Genomic DNA, 18,306 nt, shown 5'->3' with positions numbered 1-18,306 from the left:
TAATTTCAAAAGATCATTCAAATACTATGTCATATCTAGGCACACAACAGGCACAAGCTATCGCTGATACTATTTTATCCGGCTTTAATCGCCACTATACTCTTTTTAGGTCAATAAGTGCCAAGGCTAAGGAACTTTTTGAAGCAGGAGAATGGTTAGAAATCCAAAAATTAGTTGCAAATAGAATACGCATGTATGATGATAGGGTTTTAGAGTGTGTTGCTAAATTAAAAAAAGATTTTGCAGCAAACGTTTTGAATGAAAAGATGTGGAAAGGTACTAAACTTGCCTACATAGTGCTACTAATCAATCATAAACAGCCTGAGCTGGCCGAAACTTTTTTTAACTCCGTTTCTAATAAAATACTCGGTAAAAACTATTTTAATAATAAGCTTATCTTTCTAAAACCTGCCATTTCTACTGAATACATTGAATCTGAAACAGGTACTTTTAATACTTTTTATCCTAAAAATGAATTAAGACAAATATTAGCAGATGTACTGAACTATTTTGATTGGAAAATTCCATTTGCAGATATAGAGCAGGATATTGAAAATGTACTTGGAGCCGCTAAAAATTTTCTCAAAGATAAATGGCCACTAGATGAACTAAACCTTCACTTCAAAATACTACACTCCCCTTTTTATCGTAACAAGTGTGCTTATATATTTGGTCAAATCATTAATGGACACACAAGATATCCTTTCTCAGTTGCAGTTATCCATAATTCTAAAGGTGAATTGGTAATTGACACTGTACTCTTCGAGCCCAAACAAATTGCAGGACTCTTCTCTTTTTCTCGTGCCTATTTTCTAGTGGATATGGATGTTCCTTCTGGTTATGTAAATTTCCTTAAAAGCATGTTACCTATGCGAGATAAAACCGACTTTTATACTATGCTTGGCTTACAAAAACAAAGTAAGAATATTTTTTTCAGAGATTTTGCAGAACATCTAAGATATTCATCAGATGATTTCATTTTAGCTCCTGGAATCAAAGGTTTGGTCATGATCGTATTTACATTACCTTCATTCCCTTATGTTTTCAAAATCATTAAAGATTATTTCGGTCCGAATAAAAATTTTGACCGAACGTATGTAAAAAATAAATACGAACTTGTTAAAAAACATGATCGTGTAGGACGTCTAGCAGATACTTTAGAGTATACTAATGTTGCCATTCCACTAAGTAGATGTAGTGAAGAGTTGCTGACTGAGTTAAAAGAATTAGCACCCTCCCAAATAAAAATTTGTAAAGACTTGCTGATTATTAAGCACGTCTATATAGAACGTAGATTAAAACCTTTAAATATACAAATGAAAAAAGCACCCCAAGAAGAAAAGGAAAATCTAGTTATAGAATACGGCAATACCTTAAAAGATCTGGCTACTGCCAATATTTTCCCTGGCGATATGTTATACAAAAATTTTGGCCTTACTAGTTATGGAAAACTAATATTTTATGATTATGATGAAATTGAATACATGACAAATTGTAATTTTAAAAAAATACCGCCACCCCCTAATCCCGAATATGAACTATCGGATGAAGTTTGGTATCCTGTACAACCCGGTGATGTATTTCCTGAAGAGTTTGCCCCTTTTTTATTGGGGGATCCTGAGGTAAGAAAAGTTTTTTTGAAACATCACAAAGATCTATTAACGCCAGAGTTTTGGCAAAAGAAAAAAGATAACATCTTAGCTGGTGTGGTAGAAGATTTTTTTCCCTACCCAGAAAGCTTGAGATTTAAATTAAATGCCAGACAACTAGGTTTAGAAAGTAAAAAATCAGAAAATCATGAATAATCACAATACTAATACTACTATATCTTCTCTCTCTAAAAACCCCATTGGTGTATTCGATTCCGGTATTGGTGGGCTAACTGTTATCAAAGCACTAATGGAAAGAATGCCACATGAAAGTATCATCTATTTTGGTGATACTGCACGGGTTCCTTATGGGATGAAATCGAAAAAAACTATACAATTATTCACACAACAAATAATAGACTTTCTTTTACAAAAAGATGTGAAGGCATTAGTCGTTGCATGTAATACTATTTCAGCAGTTGCACTTAATACAGTAAAGGAAATAGCGTGTGATATTCCAGTTATTGATGTCATATCTGCTGGCGCCAATGCTGCACTTAAAGTTACCAGTAACAACCAAATAGGCGTTATTGCGACTTCTACAACAGTCAACAGCAATGCCTATGCACGAGCTATTGCAAATTATAATCCTAATACAAGAGTCATTTCAAAAGCATGTTCCTTATTAGTTCCCTTAGTCGAAGAAGGATGGTTAAACAATGACATTACTCGTTTAACCATAAGAGAATACCTAAGACCTATTTTGGCTGAAAATGTTGATACCCTAATATTAGGATGTACACACTATCCCCTTTTAAAACCAATAATTCAACTCGAAGTAGGTCCTCAAATTACGCTCATTGACTCAGCAACTACTGTGGCCAAAACCATTGCTTCTGAACTAGAGCGGAAAAATTTACTAAACCATAATAATACCCTACCTAATTATCAATTTTATGTTTCTGATATTCCATTAAAATTCCAAACTATTGGAGAGCAATTCCTAGGTCGAACTTTAGAACATATAGAACGCCATATTTTAGATTAATTCTGCTTTATATTGTTTTTCTGGCCTGTTTTGTATAAGTCCTTGTCAAATTATATTTTCATTAACATCCTCCTTGTCCTAAAGGATGGTAAGAATGGGACTACAATTGTACCTATTCAATATAGGCCAAAATCTATAGCACAAGCTTTGGGTAATAAGTAATCAAGTATCATATTAGAGTCCAATGAAGTTAACGATGGGTCACTACTACCAGCTGTCAGTAATACTACCCAAACAGTAATGCCAGAGTCTACTGCAGTGAAATCTGTAAAAAAGTTATCAACAACAATTGTAAGTGATAATACTCAAGTGGTAGTATCAGAATCCGATAAAGTCAAAGATGAATATACCTCACTATTACTTTGTTTAAGTGATAATAATCAAACAGTATTATCAGGGCCAAATAAATGAAGAGTAAATAAGAATTGCCACTGGTGAATCCAAGCGATAAGAATAAACAAGTAGTATTAGAGTCCAGTACCAAGAATAATTCACCAATGCTAACTATAAACGATCTGAAAACCATAGATCCATATGGACTATTGACTAAAAAATATTTAGCAGTTAAGGGGCAATGCGAGTGAGGGGGATATTCAAAAATTGAATATTGTCTTGAATACCCGTTATTTTGAGAAATGACTGAGTAACACCCTTTTGATAAAGAGTACTTTTACCTCTTTATCAAGAGTAATTTGCACCAGTCCCCAATGACTCAATTCAAATATGTTGAAGTGCAATATTCATACTAAAATAACAAATCATAAATTTTTTGATAACGCTTTTGTGTTTGTTCAACGATTTCCTTGGGTAGTTGAGGTGTCGGTGGTTTCTTGTTCCAATCAATTGATTCTAACCAATTACGAATATATTGCTTATCGAATGACAATGGCTCTTGCCCAACTCGATAAGTATTAATATCCCAAAAACGGCTTGAGTCTGGTGTCAAAACCTCATCCATCAATGTCAACACACCATTTTCATCTATACCAAATTCAAATTTAGTGTCAGCAATGATAATACCTTTAGTCTTAGCATATTCAGAAGCTTTTTGATACAATTGCACTGACCTTGTGCTAATTTCTTTGGCTAAATCAACCCCAATCAGATTACTCATAGTCTGAAAATCAATACTTTCATCATGATCCCCTACCTCTGCTTTAGTGGAAGGAGTAAATATAACTTCAGGCAATTCTTGTGCTAACTTTAATCCCTTAGACAAATGAATACCTGAAATCATTCCTGTTTGTTGATACTCTTTCCAACCACCTCCTGCAATGTATCCTCTTACAACAGCTTCTACTTTAACAGGTGTTAATTTTTTAATCACTACTGCTCTTTTTTCAAATAATTTAGCTTGTTCTTCGGATAGGATATTGTATACACTCTCTCCGGTAAAATGATTAGGTATATCTTCCTGGAAAAAACTGAACCATGAATTAGACATTTGTGTCAATATTTCCCCTTTCCCCGGAATCATATCATCAAAAACTACATCAAATGCAGACAATCTATCTGTAGCAACCATCAATAATCTTTTTTCATCAATTTGATATAAATCTCTCACTTTCCCTGAATAAACTTTTTCTAATTCAATATTCATCTTTTCTCTTTCCACTTACTATTTTAAGATAGTTGATCTGATTTTCTCGTTAAGGCAACCAACCCAATATGTCTAGTGTCTAGTAGTTTATTTCCTACTGGATTTGTTATAAACTTTGATACCTTTTTCTTTGCAACCAAAGCATAAATACTAGATAAATTGGGCCACCATCTATTTCCTACTTTTTCTAAAAAGTCAATCCGCCCACTATTAAAACAACTTCCAAACAATGGGGTATAAAACATAAATTGCCCTTCAATAACTTGCATAGAGTTATTTTCGATTTCCTCTCTTAACTGACGTATACTCATACAATTTCTCTTGTAAAAAATCGTATCCCCTTCCCATTTTGGATTGATAAGCCATAATCTATGTGGGTTAAATGAACAAACGACAAGATTACCTCCAGGCTTCAAAATACGGCTAATGTCTCTAATTAATAAATCTTTTGCCTGAGAAAATTCTAATACATGATGACAAATTAATATATCAACACTATTTTCATCAAAAGGAAGATATGTATAAGAAGAAACAACATCACATGGCATACTTTCAGAGACATAGATACCTGTATGTAAGGAATATAAATTAATATATTGAAATATATTAACAGGCCCTAATCCCAACAAGAAATGATCATTCCCTGATAAACGATTCACAATCTTTTGTAGGAATTCACATTCTTGGGCAAATAGATCTCGCCCTATAGAATCTTTTGTCAGCCAATACTCTATCTTATTCATAACCTATGCTCACGCTTAATCATAAATTAACCGATTTACTATTCTATCTTAATTATTCTGCAGCCATTGGTTTTTTTTGCCAAAAAGGTTTATACTTTCTCACTGGTTCGACCAGAATCCTGTCTGATAAAAGAATTTTTATGGCACCCTGTCTATCTGTTCTGTAGACCGGTATATTTTTGTTTTCTAAAATTTTCATGACCCTCGGATGAGGATGATTAAAACGATTCCTATAACCGGAAGATACAATTGCAAATTTAGGTTCAACTGTATCTAATAATAATTCGCTGTTCGACGTTTCACTTCCATGATGACCTAAAACCAATACGCTAGAATATAAATTATCTCCATATTGACTGATAAGTGCTTTTTCTCCTTTATATGTTAAATCAGCAGTAATTAATATTGCTTGATTATTAGTAACAACTCTTAGCACACAACTCCTATCATTTTTTGATACTTTATCCTGTTGTGTATATGGTGTTAAAAACTCAAAATGTACTCCATCCCAATCCCATGCGTAAGATGCCTTACAAAAAGCTATTTGTGCTACACCAGAATCTCTATAATTTTCAGGTTGACCTGCAAAAATGGATTTTATCAACAAAGAGTGACTCAAATCTCGCCAAGCACCATCATGATCACTATCATGATGAGATAATATTAAAAAATCTAGTTTATTGATACTCTTAGCATACAAGTTACGCACCAAATCTTGGTACATATATCGTTCACCGGTATCGTATAGTAGTTGATGTTCACGTGTTTGTATTAGTAAAGATAACCCTTGTCCTACATCAAATACCGTAATTTCTACCTCATTGGGTAAAATTTTTCTGGGTTGAAATGTAAAAATTCCTAATAATATAATACATGCCCACAGCCTTAAATTTAACCCCCTAGGAATAATTAATAGGAATATTGCAATTGAACCTAATATTATCAAAGCAATAGGTAATTTGGGTATCGTTATCACACTCATATAAGCAGATAAAAAATGTAATAACTGCATCGTGTATTCTGATAAAGTTATTGTCATCTGTAAAAAAAATTCAAAAGGCAATAAAATACTTACTAGAGACAAAGGTGTTAATACAAATGAAAACCATGGAATAGCTACCAAATTAATTAAAAAACTGTAAATTGGCACAGTATTAAAAAATACCATGACTGGAATGATAGATGCCATAGTTGTTGCATATTCTGCTTTTAAGAAATGCCTGAGATAAGTTTGATATTTCTTAGTGTAAGAACTGTAAGAAACCAATAATAAGCTAGCTACCAATAGAAAAGATAACCAAAATCCGATTGATAGTACACTCATCGGATCGAAAAATAAAACAGCCGTTAGTGCCAACCACCAAATTTGCCAAGCAGAAAAATATCTTCGTGAAACAATACAATAGGCGATTATTCCAAGCATAGTAATACTTCTTTGAGCTGACACTGAAAAACCTGACAACAAGGCATAAAAAAATGCCCCAAAAAAACTCAATACAGTAATCCACCGTAATGGATTTGAAGGTAAAAAATGGTAATTTCTTGAAAAAATTAATAATCTGATTATCAACAATATCAATAAACTACATAAAAAAGCAACAATCCCTACATGTAAACCTGAAATGCTAATTAAATGAGAAAGTCCTAAAGATTTAAAATCATCCCAATTATCATCTGATAAATAGTTTCGATACCCTAACGATAAAGAAGCAACTAAAGCACTACCATTGGGGTATTGAGGATAATAATTTTCTATTCTCTTAAGTCCTATGAGCCTGATTCTATTAACCCCATGTTGTAGCCATGCATTATCAAAAAAAGGATCAGGTAATTTTTCTTTAACCTTTTGAATATTTGCATAACCATCTATGCCATTGGCTAATGACCATACCTCATTATTAAAACCAACTAAATTCACTCGACCAATGGAAGAATGGATTTTTGCTTCAATATGCCAACGACTGCCTAGTGGCCAATCTTGTCGTGTAAAGTCCTTAACTAGTAACTTATCATATGGTTTATCTTGATCTAAAACTTTGGCATAGAACTGACGATAATTGGTATTTTTTTCAGGAATACTGATTACTTCAATGGACAGAGGCACACCTACTAGTAAACTATCCCCATCATTTACTCTTGATTGTAGATTAACCTCAATACGAAACAAAGCATAAAAAAACCCCAGTAGTATAAATAACAACCATCTAAATGATTGATAAAAAAATGATAAAATTATCAATAAAATCAATATAAAAACTAAAAACAGTTTAAATGATATAAGATATTCAGGTATAAAAAACGCCCCTATTATACCCAGGCATAATAAAGGCAAATATTGCATAATGTTATAATGTTTTCAAAAAAATTTTTGATTGCCGTTTAGAGGAATGATACTCTAACCATCGTACTTCTGGTAGTTCCTTGGAAGAAACCTCCACAAATCCTCGTTCTTTAAACCAATCACCTGCTTGCGTGGTCAAAGCAAATAATTTAGTCTTATATTTGATTTTAGCTTCTTCTTGTACTCTGGCCAATAGTTTCTCACCATAACCTTGATCTCGGGCTGATTCGAGTACAGACAAACAAGCTAACTCTGCACTATGTCCCTCATATGATCTGAACTGTACACAGCCATAAATCACTTCATCATACTCAATCACAAAAAACTCATTAATATGTGCCTCAAAATAACTTCTGGATCTGGGTAATAAATATCCTCTCTTTACTAAAGGATTAATAATCTGTAAAAGTGTAGGAATATCTGTACTATTTGCTGACCTAATATTGGTAAAAGATGAATATGACATTGAAGTTCCTACACCATCTCTAGTAAATAATTCTGATAACAAACTGCCTTGCTCCAAACCGGAGATTAATTGAACTCTCTTTACCTGATTAGAAGATAATGCTCTATTAATAGAATGTGATATTTTAATAATATCAGTATGTTGCTTTGTCTCTTGCATTACTCTTTGTGCTTCATTTAAAGTTAAATTATTCAAAATCTCCCCTTGCACATTAACAATACCATTTGCCCTTGTAATGAAAACTAACTTTTCTGCTTGTAGAGAAATAGCTATCTCAGTTGCCATTTCACTCATTGGAATATAATAACTCATTCCGCTAACTGAGTATCCTAACGGATTGACTAAAATAATATTTCTTTGTTCCAAATGGTCTTTCATTAATCCAAGATTAATTTTTCTAACTTCTCCTAAATGTTCACTATCTTGACCACCAATAACACCTTTGGATTTAGCTGAAATATAGTTGGCACCTAGTACATTGACCTCACTTCTCGATACAGATAGATTGCCATAACCAATACTTAAATACGACTCAATATCGATCCGTACCCGACCAACTAACTCCTTAATAGTTTGCATTTGTTCTTTATTAATAGAACTACCTATATCAGGTTGATATTCTTCCTCTATCTGCTTATATACACCAAAGACAATAACCAGTCTCATTCCTAAGCTGTTTAATAAGTTAATATCCTGGAGCAGACTTATTAAATAATACTCCTCAACAACATAACTATTAATACCAATAACTACAGTTTTACCCTTCAAATTATTAATATAAGGACCGGCTTCTCTAAAAACCTTTACAAAATCCTGGCCAAAAAATTCAGATACAGTCATTGTGATCTCAGCTGTCGTATTTTGACTATGAAAATAGCATAAATTAGTCAATTTATCATTAAAAAATCAATTTACAAATGAAAGTTTTCAACAAAATTAATAGGCCGTTTTACTTCTTTACCCCCACCAAACAAATCCAGCCTTCCTTTTCTTGATACACGCCAATGTCAAACCACTCTTGATAAATTTGTATAATTTCTTCCTGTTGTGACTTTAAAATACCAGACAATACAAGCCTACCTCCTAAATGAACATAATTAGCTAACATACTCGCTAATAATCGCAAAGGATTGGCTAAAATATTGGCAACAACTACATCAAAGGTTTGTTCTTGTTTAAAATCTTTAGGTAAAAAAAAGTCTATTTTAACGCCATTCTTTTTTGCATTTTCATTACTGGCCAAAATAGCCTGTGCATCAATATCAACCCCAACCACAAGTTCTGCACCTAATTTTTTTGCAACAATAGCTAAAATACCAGAACCACACCCATAGTCTAAAACCGATTGATTTTTAGACAAATTTTTATCTAACCATGACAAACATAAATAGGTTGTAGGGTGAGATCCTGTACCAAAAGCCAAGCCAGGATCTAGATGAATCACACATTCAGCCGAATCTACCTTCTCTATCCAAGAAGGAACAATCCACAACCGCTCAGATACAGGGATAGCGTCAAATTGAGACTGGTTTAATCTTACCCAATCTTGGTCTTCTATTGTCCTTATTTGCATCATTTTTTCGGAAATACGTAGCTCCTGTAATAATTCTGTAGCCAGTATTTCTACCGATACACTATCCTCAAATAAAGATAACACTAAGCTATTATCCCAGAGTTGGATTGTCTGCCCTGGTATCATTTCTCCCGGTTCATCAAACAAGGCTTGTTCTTCATTCGTGTTAGCATAAGCATCTTCAATACCAACACTTAAAGCACCTCTTTGTAAAAGTGCATCTGCTAATTCCTCCGCCTTTTCTGAACCTAAGATTATTTTTAATTCTTGTAGAGACATTAAGATTCCTTACGTTCAGCCAACCATCTTTCCAAATAATGAATAGACTGCTGACCTTGTACAAATTTTGAGTTAGATAGTAAATCCCTATGCAAAGGTATATTAGTATTAATTCCTTCTATCATAAATTCAGATAGCGCAACATTCATACGGGCAATAGCAATAGCCCTATCATCACCTACACTACACAATTTAGCAATTAAACTATCATAATGTGAAGGAATTCTATAGCCTTGATATAAATGCGTATCTACCCTCACCCCAGGGCCACCTGGAACATTATAACTTTCTATTAAACCTGGACTTGGTCTAAAATTGTAAGGGTTCTCTGCATTAATACGACATTCTATGGCATGGCCTCGAAAAATGATATCGTCTTGCTGATAAGATAATTTTTCTCCTGCTGCAATCAAGATCTGTTCTTTAACAATATCAATCCCAGTAATTAATTCAGTTACAGGATGTTCTACTTGAACTCGAGTATTCATCTCGATAAAGAAAAACTCACCATTCTCATATAAAAATTCGAAAGTACCTAAACCTCTGTAACCTATCTTGTTACAAGCTTCTACACATGTTGCACCTATTTTATCTCTTTGTTTTTTAGTAATACCTGGTGCTGGTGCTTCCTCAATAATTTTTTGATGGCGCCTCTGCATAGAACAATCACGCTCTCCCAAATGAATAGTATTACCATACTGATCAGAGATCACTTGAATTTCTATATGTCTAGGATTTTCTAGATATCTTTCCATATAAACTTCTGGATTCCCAAAAGCAATCATCGCTTCTGTTTTGGTCATTTCAACACTCTTCAATAAATCTTCTTCCCCCCTAACAACGCGCATTCCACGTCCACCACCACCACCAGATGCTTTAATAATAACAGGATAACCAACTTCTTTACCTATTCTAATAATTTCATCAGGATCATTGGGTAACACCCCATCAGAACCTGGAACACAAGGCACACCAACATCCAACATTGCTTTTTTGGCAGAAACCTTATCTCCCATCAAGCGAATAGTATCTGCATCTGGGCCAATAAAAGTAAACCCAGATTTTTCTACCTGTTCACAAAAATCTGCATTTTCAGATAAAAATCCATATCCTGGATGAATGGCATCCGAACTAGTCACTTCTGCTGCCGCGATAATACCAGGAATGTTTAAATAACTTTTAGAGGATGGTGAAGGTCCTATACATACCGACTCATGAGCTAATTTAACGTAGATAGCATCACTATCTGCCTCAGAATGAACCATTACAGAATGAATACCCAACAATCGACAGGCTCTTAAGACACGCAAAGCGATTTCGCCTCGATTCGCAACTAATATTTTATTAAACATAACCTAACTCAATTCATTAAGAGATGATAAATAACGGTTCACCATATTCTACAGGCTCCCCGTTTTGAACTAAAACTTTAGTGACCACCCCTGATTTTTCAGCTTCAATTTCATTCATCAATTTCATTGCTTCTATAATACAAAGGATATCACCTTGGTTTACTCTTTGTCCTACCTCTACAAATGGTTTTGAATTAGGACTTGGTGCAACATAAAAAACACCTACCATAGGTGATTTAAAGATATCCTCTTCCTTATATTCTGGTAATTTAGTATCATCTTGCAAATCACTATCAACAAAAGTATCTATATTAGCAACAACAGGCGTTTGAGCAGGTGCCTGGTATTGCACAGGGGGTTGAGAATTCACATAAGTAACTTGCTGTCTTGATATTCTCACACTCTCCTCACCCTCTGTGATTTCAATTTCAGCAATACCTGATTTTTCTACTAAATCAATTAATTTTTTAATTTTACGCAAATCCATTTTTGTCCTTTGCTACAACTTTAATCTTTTGTAATCATTTTTATCGCATAGTCCAAGGCATACCTGTAACCATCCTGACCTAATCCAGAAATCACCCCTAATGCAACATCCGAAAGATAAGAATGTTTTCTAAAAGATTCTCGCCTATAGATATTTGATAAATGTACCTCAATAAAAGGAATACTTACCCCCAATAAAGCATCTCGAATAGCGATACTTGTATGAGTAAAAGCGCCTGGGTTAATAATAATAAATTGTTGCTTACCTTGAGCCGCATGAATTTGATTTATAATCTCATGCTCAGCATTACTTTGAAAAAAAGTTAAATCTACTGACAAGTTAACTACTAAATCAGATAATTTTTGGTTAATTGAATCTAAAGTATCTGATCCATACACTTCTGGTTCACGGGAACCTAATAAATTTAAATTAGGGCCATTGATGATTAAAATTTTTTTCATCTTTAACAATAAATTTAACTAAATAACGCCATTTTCGCTTAAAATAACCCTAAATGTCTAGTAAAATATTAAGCTCACTAAAATAATATGAACATATTTGAATGTAAAACCTGATGATCACATAACTTGTAATCCTTATTAAATCTACAAAAACATTTTTATAATTTCTGTTTTCTAATCCCTATGAATATTGATGAATTTGACTTTACCTTACCGCAGGAGCTGATTGCTCAATATCCCCCTCAAAAAAGAGGATCTAGTAAATTACTCATCCATCAAAACTCATCTATTATTAACAGTCAGTTCGATCAAATTATGCATTATTTTAAAAAAGATGATGTATTGGTAATCAATAACACTAAAGTGATTAAAGCTCGTTTAAAAGGTAAAAAAAAGTCTGGGGGGCGCATTGAAGTATTGGTGGAACGTGTTATTAATATTCATGAGGCTTATTGTCTAATTAAAGCATCTAATAGTCCCCACATAGGTCAACAACTAAATTTTGACAATGACATAACAGCTAATGTTATTAACCGCTATGATAATTTATTTCACCTAAGATTTGATCCTCAAAATACCCTTTGGGATATTTTAGAAGATATAGGCGACCTTCCCTTACCACCATATATCGCAAGAAAAGCCAATCTAGAAGATGAAAATCGTTATCAAACTGTTTTTGCTAAAAATATAGGTGCTGTTGCTGCACCAACTGCTGGTTTACATTTCACTGAACACATCTTAAAAAAACTAAAAGATCAAGGCGTTAAAATAGTCGAGATTACATTACATGTAGGTGCAGGTACTTTTCAACCTGTACGAGTACAAGATATTAATAAGCATCATATGCACTCAGAATGGTTTTCAATTCCCAAAGAATCACAAACAATACTCAATGAAGCAATAGACAATCAACAATCTATTTGTGCTGTTGGCACAACATCCTTAAGAGCCTTGGAAAGTAGTGGTCAATCTGGAAAAATCGAAATACTCCAAGGCGATACTGATATTTTTATTAAACCTGGTTATCAATTTAAAATTGTTGATCGCCTCTTTACTAATTTTCATTTACCAAAATCAACCCTTCTAATATTAGTCAGTGCCTTTTCTGGACTTAATGAAATAAGAACCATTTATCAACATGCTATTTCACATCAATATCGTTTTTTTAGTTATGGTGACTGTATGCTACTCGCTCGAAAAAAGTAATAATATTAAAGAAATTAAAATAATTGCTTAATTTAACCCCAAATCTTGCCATATTTCATCAATTTTTTTAACCACTTGTGGATCTTTTTGTATCATACGCCCCCACTCTCTATTGGTCTCCCCTAACCATTTATTCGTTGCATCCAACCCCATCTTCCCCCCTAAACCACTAACTGGGCTAGCAAAATCCAAATAATCAATCGGCGTATTTTCTATTAGTGTGGTATCCCGTACCGGATCCATCCGTGTAGTAATGGCCCAAATAACTTCTTTCCAGTCTCTCACATTAATATCATGATCAACTACTACGATATATTTAGTATACATAAATTGGCGTAAATAACTCCAACATCCCATCATCACTCGCTTAGCATGACCGATATATTGTTTTTTAATACTCACTAGTGCCATACGATAAGAACATCCTTCCGATGGTAAATAGAAATCTACTATTTCAGGAAATTGTTTTTGTAACAAGGGAACAAAAACTTCATTAAGTGCCACAGCTAAAATAGCCGGCTCATCGGGTGGTTTGCCCGTATAAGTACTATGATAAATCGCATTTTTTCGCTGAGTCATTCTTTGTACGGTAAACACAGGAAAGTAATCTTGTTCATTATAGTATCCTGTATGATCTCCATAAGGCCCTTCTAATGCTATTTCATCTGGATAAATTACACCTTCTAAAACAATTTCAGCTCTTGCAGGTACTTGTAAATCATTACCAATACACTGTACTAATTCCGTCCTTTTGCCCCTTAATAAGCCAGCAAATTGATACTCAGACAGACTATCTGGCACTGGTGTTACAGCACCCAATATGGTCGCTGGATCGCAACCTAATACTACAGATACTGGATAAGGCTTTCCCGGATTAAGCTTTTGATAAGCTTGATAATCCAGTGCACCCCCCCGATGTGCTAACCAACGCATAATTAATTTATTTTTTCCTAATAATTGCTGACGATAAATCCCCAAATTCTGTCTTTTTTGATGAGGGCCTCTGGTAACAGTTAATCCCCAGGTAATCAAAGGTGCTACATCTTCTGGCCAACAATATTGTATAGGCAAACACATTAAATCAACTTCATCACCTTCATACACAACCTCTTGACAAGGTGCTTTTTTAATAAGATGTGGTGTCATACTCCAGATTTCTTTAACCAGAGGCAACATAGAAAACGCATCTTTTAATCCCTTAGGGGGATTGGGCTCACGTAGTTCAGATAATATTCGACCTACTTCTCTTAATTGGGTGATATCATCCTCACCCATTCCCATAGCTACCCGTTCGACAGTACCAAATAGATTAGTCAAAACGGGATAAGCATACCCTTTTTGGTCTTTACCTACCGGGTTTTCAAAGTATAATGCAGGCCCGCCCTTTCTGAGCACTCGATCGGAAATTTCAGTCATTTCTAAATAAGTTGAAATAGGTTTTGAAATTCTTTTTAATTTATTTTGATCTTCAAGTCTTATAATAAACTCTCTTAAATCTTGATATTTCATGAGATACATCCATTTCATGTACTAATTTAGATTCACTATGCATCAATAGTGCATACAAAAAAAATTATCTGCTATAGAACTAAATTTTTATCTAATCCTGATACTGATTCATGCTAAAGCCAAAACTAAAATAGCTTGCAATAATAATTGGGATTAGTGATAAATATTATGAAAAAACTGATCCCAGACAATAGCTAGTTTTTACTAATTCAACTTCTGCTACCTAACCATAATCATAAAATACTACTTACTTAACTTATGTTCACCAATACAAATATGGTGCTTAAATTTTCATTAATTTACTAGTAGAATTTATCACTCTTTACCAGTCATATATTCCTAACAGGCACATACCAAAAGTGTAAAATCCCCCCCCAAATATCTATACTGTATACTTTATAAACTTAAATAAATTCTAAAAACTATCTGGGTAACACGCCCTTCATACTCTTAGCCATACGCATTATTTTACCCACGCCACCTTTTCCGAACTGCTTCATCATTTTCTGCATTTGATCAAATTGCTTTAATAATTTATTGACTTCTTGTACGCTTGTACCTGAACCTTGGGCGATTCTACGTTTACGGCTAGCTTTTAAAATCAGAGGATTAGCTCTTTCTTTAGGTGTCATAGAGTTAATAATCGCCTCTGTTTGTGACATAGCTTTTTCTGCCATACCCTCTGGTATTTTTTGGGCAATATCACCCATACCACCTAATTTTGAAAGAATGGCTTCTACACCGCCCATATTTTTCATTTGTTTCAATTGAACTTGGAAATCATTTAAGTCAAAACCTTGCCCTTTACGCAACTTTTTAACCATTTTTTCTGTTTCAGCCTGATCGATGCTTTGTTGCACATCTTCAATCAAGCTCAACACATCACCCATCCCCAAAATTCTATCGGCTAACCTATCAGGATGGAAGGCCTCTAATCCATTAATCTTTTCACCCACCCCTATAAATTTAATTGGCTTTCCGATAACGTGTCTAACTGACAAAGCGGCACCACCTCGGGTATCACCATCCATTTTGGTTAAAATAACCCCAGTTAATTCTAAGACCTCATCAAAAGATTTTGCTGTATTAACCGCATCTTGCCCCAACATAGAATCCACAACAAATAGTGTTTCAACTGGATGCAATATTTGATGCAACTTTTTAATTTCAGACATCATCTCTTCATCAATAGCTAAACGACCTGCTGTATCTACCATCAAAATATCATAGAAATGTTTTTTAGCATAATCCAAAGCTTGTGCCACAATTTCTTCAGGCGATTGTAATGGATCTGATGGATAAGAATCTACGCCCACTTGATCGGCTAATAACTTTAACTGCTCTATTGCAGCTGGTCGATAAACGTCGGCAGATACAACTAAAATTTTATATTTACTCTTATTTTTATTTTTTAATAAATTAGCCAATTTACCAACTGTAGTAGTTTTGCCAGCTCCCTGCAATCCAGCCATCAAAATAACCGCTGGTGGGACTGCGGATAGATTCAAAGAACTATTCTCTTGCCCCATAATTTCAGTTAAGACATCACTTACTACTCCAATAAAAGCTTGACTTGGCGTTAAACTCCCAACCACCTCCTTACCTAAGGCTCTTTCTTTCACATTATTCATAAACTGTTTAACCACAGGCAAAGCAACATCTGCCTCGAGCAAAGCAATTCTTACTTCTCTCAACGCATCTGTAATGTTATCTTCAGTTAACCTTGCATTGCCACGAATGGTTTTAACAATATTGCCTAAACGATCTGATAAATTCTTTAACATAATTCTCTATTTTCCTTTATCCTATAGACCAGAGGCTCCTGCTTGAATATCGGCGTGATAACTGGAACGCACCATGGCACCAATAGCTGCATGCTTAAATCCTAGTTGATAAGCAATCGTTTCAAATTCTTTAAATTGTGCTGGTGGTACATAACGCAACACAGGTAAATGACTTACGGAAGGCTGTAGGTACTGACCGATAGTAATCATATCCACATCATGTGCACGTAAGTCATGCATCACTTGAATCACTTCTTCATCTGTCTCACCCAAACCGACCATAATACCCGATTTAGTTAAAATATTAGGATTCTTACGTTTATATTCTTTCAGTAGATTTAAAGAATGATAATAATCTGCTCCTGGTCTTGCCTGCTTATACAAACGAGGTGCAGTTTCCAAATTATGGTTCATTACATCAGGTGGTGTTACAGATAAAACATCTAACGCTTTATCCAGTCTGCCTCTAAAATCAGGTACTAAAATTTCAATCTTTGTTTCTGGCCGTGCTTGTCGAATCTCGGTAATACAATCAACAAAATGCTGAGCACCTCCATCTCGCAAATCATCTCTATCTACTGAAGTAATCACAACGTAATTTAATTTCATGACTTCAACAGAATGGGCTAAATGTTTGGGTTCCTCTGGATCAAGTGGATTAGGTCTACCATGCCCAACATCACAAAAAGGACAACGTCTAGTACAAATATCACCCATAATCATAAAGGTAGCTGTGCCTTTACTAAAACATTCTCCAATATTGGGACAACTAGCTTCTTCACAGACTGTAAAAAGCTTTTGTTCTCTTAGAATATTTTTAATTTCTATATACTTTTTTCCCGTAGGAAATTTAGCACGAATCCATTCAGGTTTTTCTAATTTTTCCTCAAGAGGAACAATCTTAATAGGGATTCTAGCAACTTTATCAGCTCCCTTTAATTTAATACCCCTCTTATCTGAATTCATTGTTTCCCTTCCAACTATAAAATAATTTGTAAATATTGTACTAACTTTTTAGCTACTTCACCCATCGGTGGGCAAGTCACTAATAAATCTTTTATTTGTGTCATCTTTAACCCGTTATAACCACAAGGATTAATGTAGTCAAATGGATTCAAATCCATATCAACATTCAAGCTCAAACCATGATAAGTGCCATTATTTCTTATCCTCAATCCTAAAGATGCTATTTTTTGCTCACCAACATACACACCGGGTCTTGCATCATCCTTATTGGCAACAATAGCATAGTTTTGCAAGGTTTTCACAACAGACATCTCTATACGGTTAATTAATTCATGAACTGAAATAGCTTTACGCATAAAATCAATCATCGTATAGACAACTAATTGCCCCGGACCATGATAGGTAATTTGTCCGCCTCTATCTGTTCTTACCACAGGAATATCAGTTTCACGCAATAAATGTTCCATCTTTCCTGCTTTTCCCAGCGTAAAAACTGGAAAATGCTCTAATACCCAAAGCTCATCCTCAGTATCAGAGGTTCTACTATCTGTAAAATCACACATCGCCCGGTAAACGGGCTCATATTTTTGCCGCCCCAGATATTTAATTTTCATTAAATAACCACTTTCACCAAAGGATGTCCTGTTAGGGATAGATAGATAGCATCTAGTTGTGCTTTACTTTCAGCATTCACAGTCACTGTTGCACCCAAATAATTTCCTTTCCTACTCTCTCTAACCTTAACATCTACCAAAGTCAATTTAGGATCATGCAGTTGAATAATTTCTAATAACTGATTGGAAAAATCCTCATGCCTAATACCTATGACCTTAATAGGAAAGCGACAAGGAAACTCTATTAGAGATTCCTCCTGTGAGGCCATTTTTAACTCTGATTCACTT

The 18,306-nt window shown here is 34.4% G+C and carries 17 protein-coding genes; 4 read left to right on the top strand and 13 right to left on the bottom strand.

Annotated features, from left to right (window positions below; all coding sequences use genetic code 11):
* Positions 1 to 26: 26 nt before the first annotated feature.
* From aceK to GKC53_06100, 3 genes are all read left to right on the top strand, one after another.
* Positions 27 to 1,805, top strand: coding sequence for a bifunctional isocitrate dehydrogenase kinase/phosphatase (aceK, locus tag GKC53_06110; protein ID QRN41672.1), 1,779 nt, complete (start codon positions 27 to 29; stop codon positions 1,803 to 1,805).
* Between the two features lie 19 nt (positions 1,806 to 1,824).
* A complete protein-coding gene (locus GKC53_06105; GenBank protein QRN41858.1) occupies positions 1,825 to 2,637 on the top strand; it encodes a glutamate racemase in 813 nt (270 codons plus the stop codon).
* 240 nt (positions 2,638 to 2,877) lie between these two features.
* On the top strand, positions 2,878 to 3,048 hold the full coding sequence (locus GKC53_06100) for a hypothetical protein (protein QRN41671.1): 171 nt from the start codon (positions 2,878 to 2,880) through the stop codon (positions 3,046 to 3,048).
* Positions 3,049 to 3,382: 334 nt separating this feature from the next.
* Here the strand turns inward: GKC53_06100 and GKC53_06095 are convergent, their stop codons facing one another.
* The 8 genes from GKC53_06095 to aroQ all read right to left on the bottom strand — a co-directional run bounded on the left by GKC53_06095 (position 3,383) and on the right by aroQ (position 11,939).
* Positions 3,383 to 4,237 (bottom strand): phosphoribosylaminoimidazolesuccinocarboxamide synthase, encoded by an 855-nt coding sequence (locus GKC53_06095; protein QRN41670.1) that lies wholly within the window; start codon positions 4,235 to 4,237, stop codon positions 3,383 to 3,385.
* A gap of 23 nt (positions 4,238 to 4,260) precedes the next feature.
* The gene (locus tag GKC53_06090; GenBank protein ID QRN41669.1) at positions 4,261 to 4,980 is read right to left on the bottom strand and encodes a methyltransferase domain-containing protein; all 720 of its coding nucleotides are present in this window, start codon (positions 4,978 to 4,980) and stop codon (positions 4,261 to 4,263) included.
* A 52-nt stretch (positions 4,981 to 5,032) separates the two neighbouring features.
* Positions 5,033 to 7,321, bottom strand: a complete 2,289-nt coding sequence (locus GKC53_06085; GenBank protein QRN41668.1) for a DNA internalization-related competence protein ComEC/Rec2 — start codon at positions 7,319 to 7,321, stop codon at positions 5,033 to 5,035.
* Between the two features lie 4 nt (positions 7,322 to 7,325).
* Complete coding sequence (locus tag GKC53_06080; GenBank protein QRN41667.1) at positions 7,326 to 8,627, bottom strand: amino-acid N-acetyltransferase; 1,302 nt, start codon at positions 8,625 to 8,627, stop codon at positions 7,326 to 7,328.
* A 109-nt stretch (positions 8,628 to 8,736) separates the two neighbouring features.
* Positions 8,737 to 9,639 carry a 50S ribosomal protein L11 methyltransferase gene (gene prmA, locus GKC53_06075; protein ID QRN41666.1) on the bottom strand — a complete coding sequence of 301 codons (903 nt, stop codon included), beginning with the start codon at positions 9,637 to 9,639 and terminating at the stop codon, positions 8,737 to 8,739.
* Complete coding sequence (gene accC, locus GKC53_06070) at positions 9,639 to 10,991, bottom strand: acetyl-CoA carboxylase biotin carboxylase subunit (GenBank protein QRN41665.1); 1,353 nt, start codon at positions 10,989 to 10,991, stop codon at positions 9,639 to 9,641. Before accC ends, prmA begins: the two co-directional genes overlap by 1 nt.
* A gap of 16 nt (positions 10,992 to 11,007) precedes the next feature.
* Positions 11,008 to 11,478, bottom strand: a complete 471-nt coding sequence (locus GKC53_06065; GenBank protein QRN41664.1) for an acetyl-CoA carboxylase biotin carboxyl carrier protein — start codon at positions 11,476 to 11,478, stop codon at positions 11,008 to 11,010.
* A 20-nt stretch (positions 11,479 to 11,498) separates the two neighbouring features.
* Entirely contained in the window at positions 11,499 to 11,939 is a 441-nt protein-coding gene (gene aroQ / locus GKC53_06060) for a type II 3-dehydroquinate dehydratase (GenBank protein ID QRN41663.1), read from the bottom strand.
* A gap of 183 nt (positions 11,940 to 12,122) precedes the next feature.
* Between aroQ and queA the strand changes: the two genes are divergently transcribed.
* Positions 12,123 to 13,145, top strand: coding sequence for a tRNA preQ1(34) S-adenosylmethionine ribosyltransferase-isomerase QueA (gene queA, locus GKC53_06055; GenBank protein ID QRN41662.1), 1,023 nt, complete (start codon positions 12,123 to 12,125; stop codon positions 13,143 to 13,145).
* Positions 13,146 to 13,172: 27 nt separating this feature from the next.
* Here the strand turns inward: queA and ubiD are convergent, their stop codons facing one another.
* From ubiD to GKC53_06030, 5 genes are all read right to left on the bottom strand, one after another.
* A complete protein-coding gene (gene ubiD / locus GKC53_06050; protein QRN41661.1) occupies positions 13,173 to 14,654 on the bottom strand; it encodes a 4-hydroxy-3-polyprenylbenzoate decarboxylase in 1,482 nt (493 codons plus the stop codon).
* A 422-nt stretch (positions 14,655 to 15,076) separates the two neighbouring features.
* Complete coding sequence (locus GKC53_06045; protein ID QRN41660.1) at positions 15,077 to 16,438, bottom strand: signal recognition particle protein; 1,362 nt, start codon at positions 16,436 to 16,438, stop codon at positions 15,077 to 15,079.
* A gap of 21 nt (positions 16,439 to 16,459) precedes the next feature.
* Positions 16,460 to 17,404: a lipoyl synthase gene (gene lipA / locus GKC53_06040; protein QRN41659.1), complete on the bottom strand. Its 945-nt coding sequence runs from the start codon at positions 17,402 to 17,404 to the stop codon at positions 16,460 to 16,462.
* 14 nt (positions 17,405 to 17,418) lie between these two features.
* Positions 17,419 to 18,018 (bottom strand): lipoyl(octanoyl) transferase LipB, encoded by a 600-nt coding sequence (gene lipB, locus GKC53_06035; protein ID QRN41658.1) that lies wholly within the window; start codon positions 18,016 to 18,018, stop codon positions 17,419 to 17,421.
* Positions 18,018 to 18,287, bottom strand: a complete 270-nt coding sequence (locus tag GKC53_06030) for a DUF493 family protein (protein ID QRN41857.1) — start codon at positions 18,285 to 18,287, stop codon at positions 18,018 to 18,020. The genes lipB and GKC53_06030 overlap by 1 nt, the downstream gene beginning before the upstream one ends.
* Positions 18,288 to 18,306: the final 19 nt, after the last annotated feature.

This window comes from Neisseriaceae bacterium, from assembly GCA_016864895.1.
Classification (GTDB): Bacteria; Pseudomonadota; Gammaproteobacteria; order Burkholderiales; family Neisseriaceae; genus QFNR01.
Note: the sequence above shows the minus strand (reverse complement) of the source record. Positions and strands in the feature narration are given on the sequence as shown.

Excerpts from the sequence above, each read along its gene's own strand:
- accC (QRN41665.1), bottom strand. The coding sequence starts at position 10,991 with ATGTTTAATAAAATATTAGTTGCGAATCGAGGCGAAATCGCTTTGCGT.
- GKC53_06065 (QRN41664.1), bottom strand. The coding sequence starts at position 11,478 with ATGGATTTGCGTAAAATTAAAAAATTAATTGATTTAGTAGAAAAATCA.
- GKC53_06085 (QRN41668.1), bottom strand. The coding sequence starts at position 7,321 with ATGCAATATTTGCCTTTATTATGCCTGGGTATAATAGGGGCGTTTTTT.
- aroQ (QRN41663.1), bottom strand. The coding sequence starts at position 11,939 with ATGAAAAAAATTTTAATCATCAATGGCCCTAATTTAAATTTATTAGGT.
- GKC53_06080 (QRN41667.1), bottom strand. The coding sequence starts at position 8,627 with ATGACTGTATCTGAATTTTTTGGCCAGGATTTTGTAAAGGTTTTTAGA.
- GKC53_06090 (QRN41669.1), bottom strand. The coding sequence starts at position 4,980 with ATGAATAAGATAGAGTATTGGCTGACAAAAGATTCTATAGGGCGAGAT.
- GKC53_06030 (QRN41857.1), bottom strand. The coding sequence starts at position 18,287 with ATGGCCTCACAGGAGGAATCTCTAATAGAGTTTCCTTGTCGCTTTCCT.
- GKC53_06100 (QRN41671.1), top strand. The coding sequence starts at position 2,878 with ATGCCAGAGTCTACTGCAGTGAAATCTGTAAAAAAGTTATCAACAACA.
- ubiD (QRN41661.1), bottom strand. The coding sequence starts at position 14,654 with ATGAAATATCAAGATTTAAGAGAGTTTATTATAAGACTTGAAGATCAA.
- queA (QRN41662.1), top strand. The coding sequence starts at position 12,123 with ATGAATATTGATGAATTTGACTTTACCTTACCGCAGGAGCTGATTGCT.
- lipB (QRN41658.1), bottom strand. The coding sequence starts at position 18,018 with ATGAAAATTAAATATCTGGGGCGGCAAAAATATGAGCCCGTTTACCGG.
- GKC53_06095 (QRN41670.1), bottom strand. The coding sequence starts at position 4,237 with ATGAATATTGAATTAGAAAAAGTTTATTCAGGGAAAGTGAGAGATTTA.
- GKC53_06045 (QRN41660.1), bottom strand. The coding sequence starts at position 16,438 with ATGTTAAAGAATTTATCAGATCGTTTAGGCAATATTGTTAAAACCATT.
- aceK (QRN41672.1), top strand. The coding sequence starts at position 27 with ATGTCATATCTAGGCACACAACAGGCACAAGCTATCGCTGATACTATT.
- lipA (QRN41659.1), bottom strand. The coding sequence starts at position 17,404 with ATGAATTCAGATAAGAGGGGTATTAAATTAAAGGGAGCTGATAAAGTT.
- prmA (QRN41666.1), bottom strand. The coding sequence starts at position 9,639 with ATGTCTCTACAAGAATTAAAAATAATCTTAGGTTCAGAAAAGGCGGAG.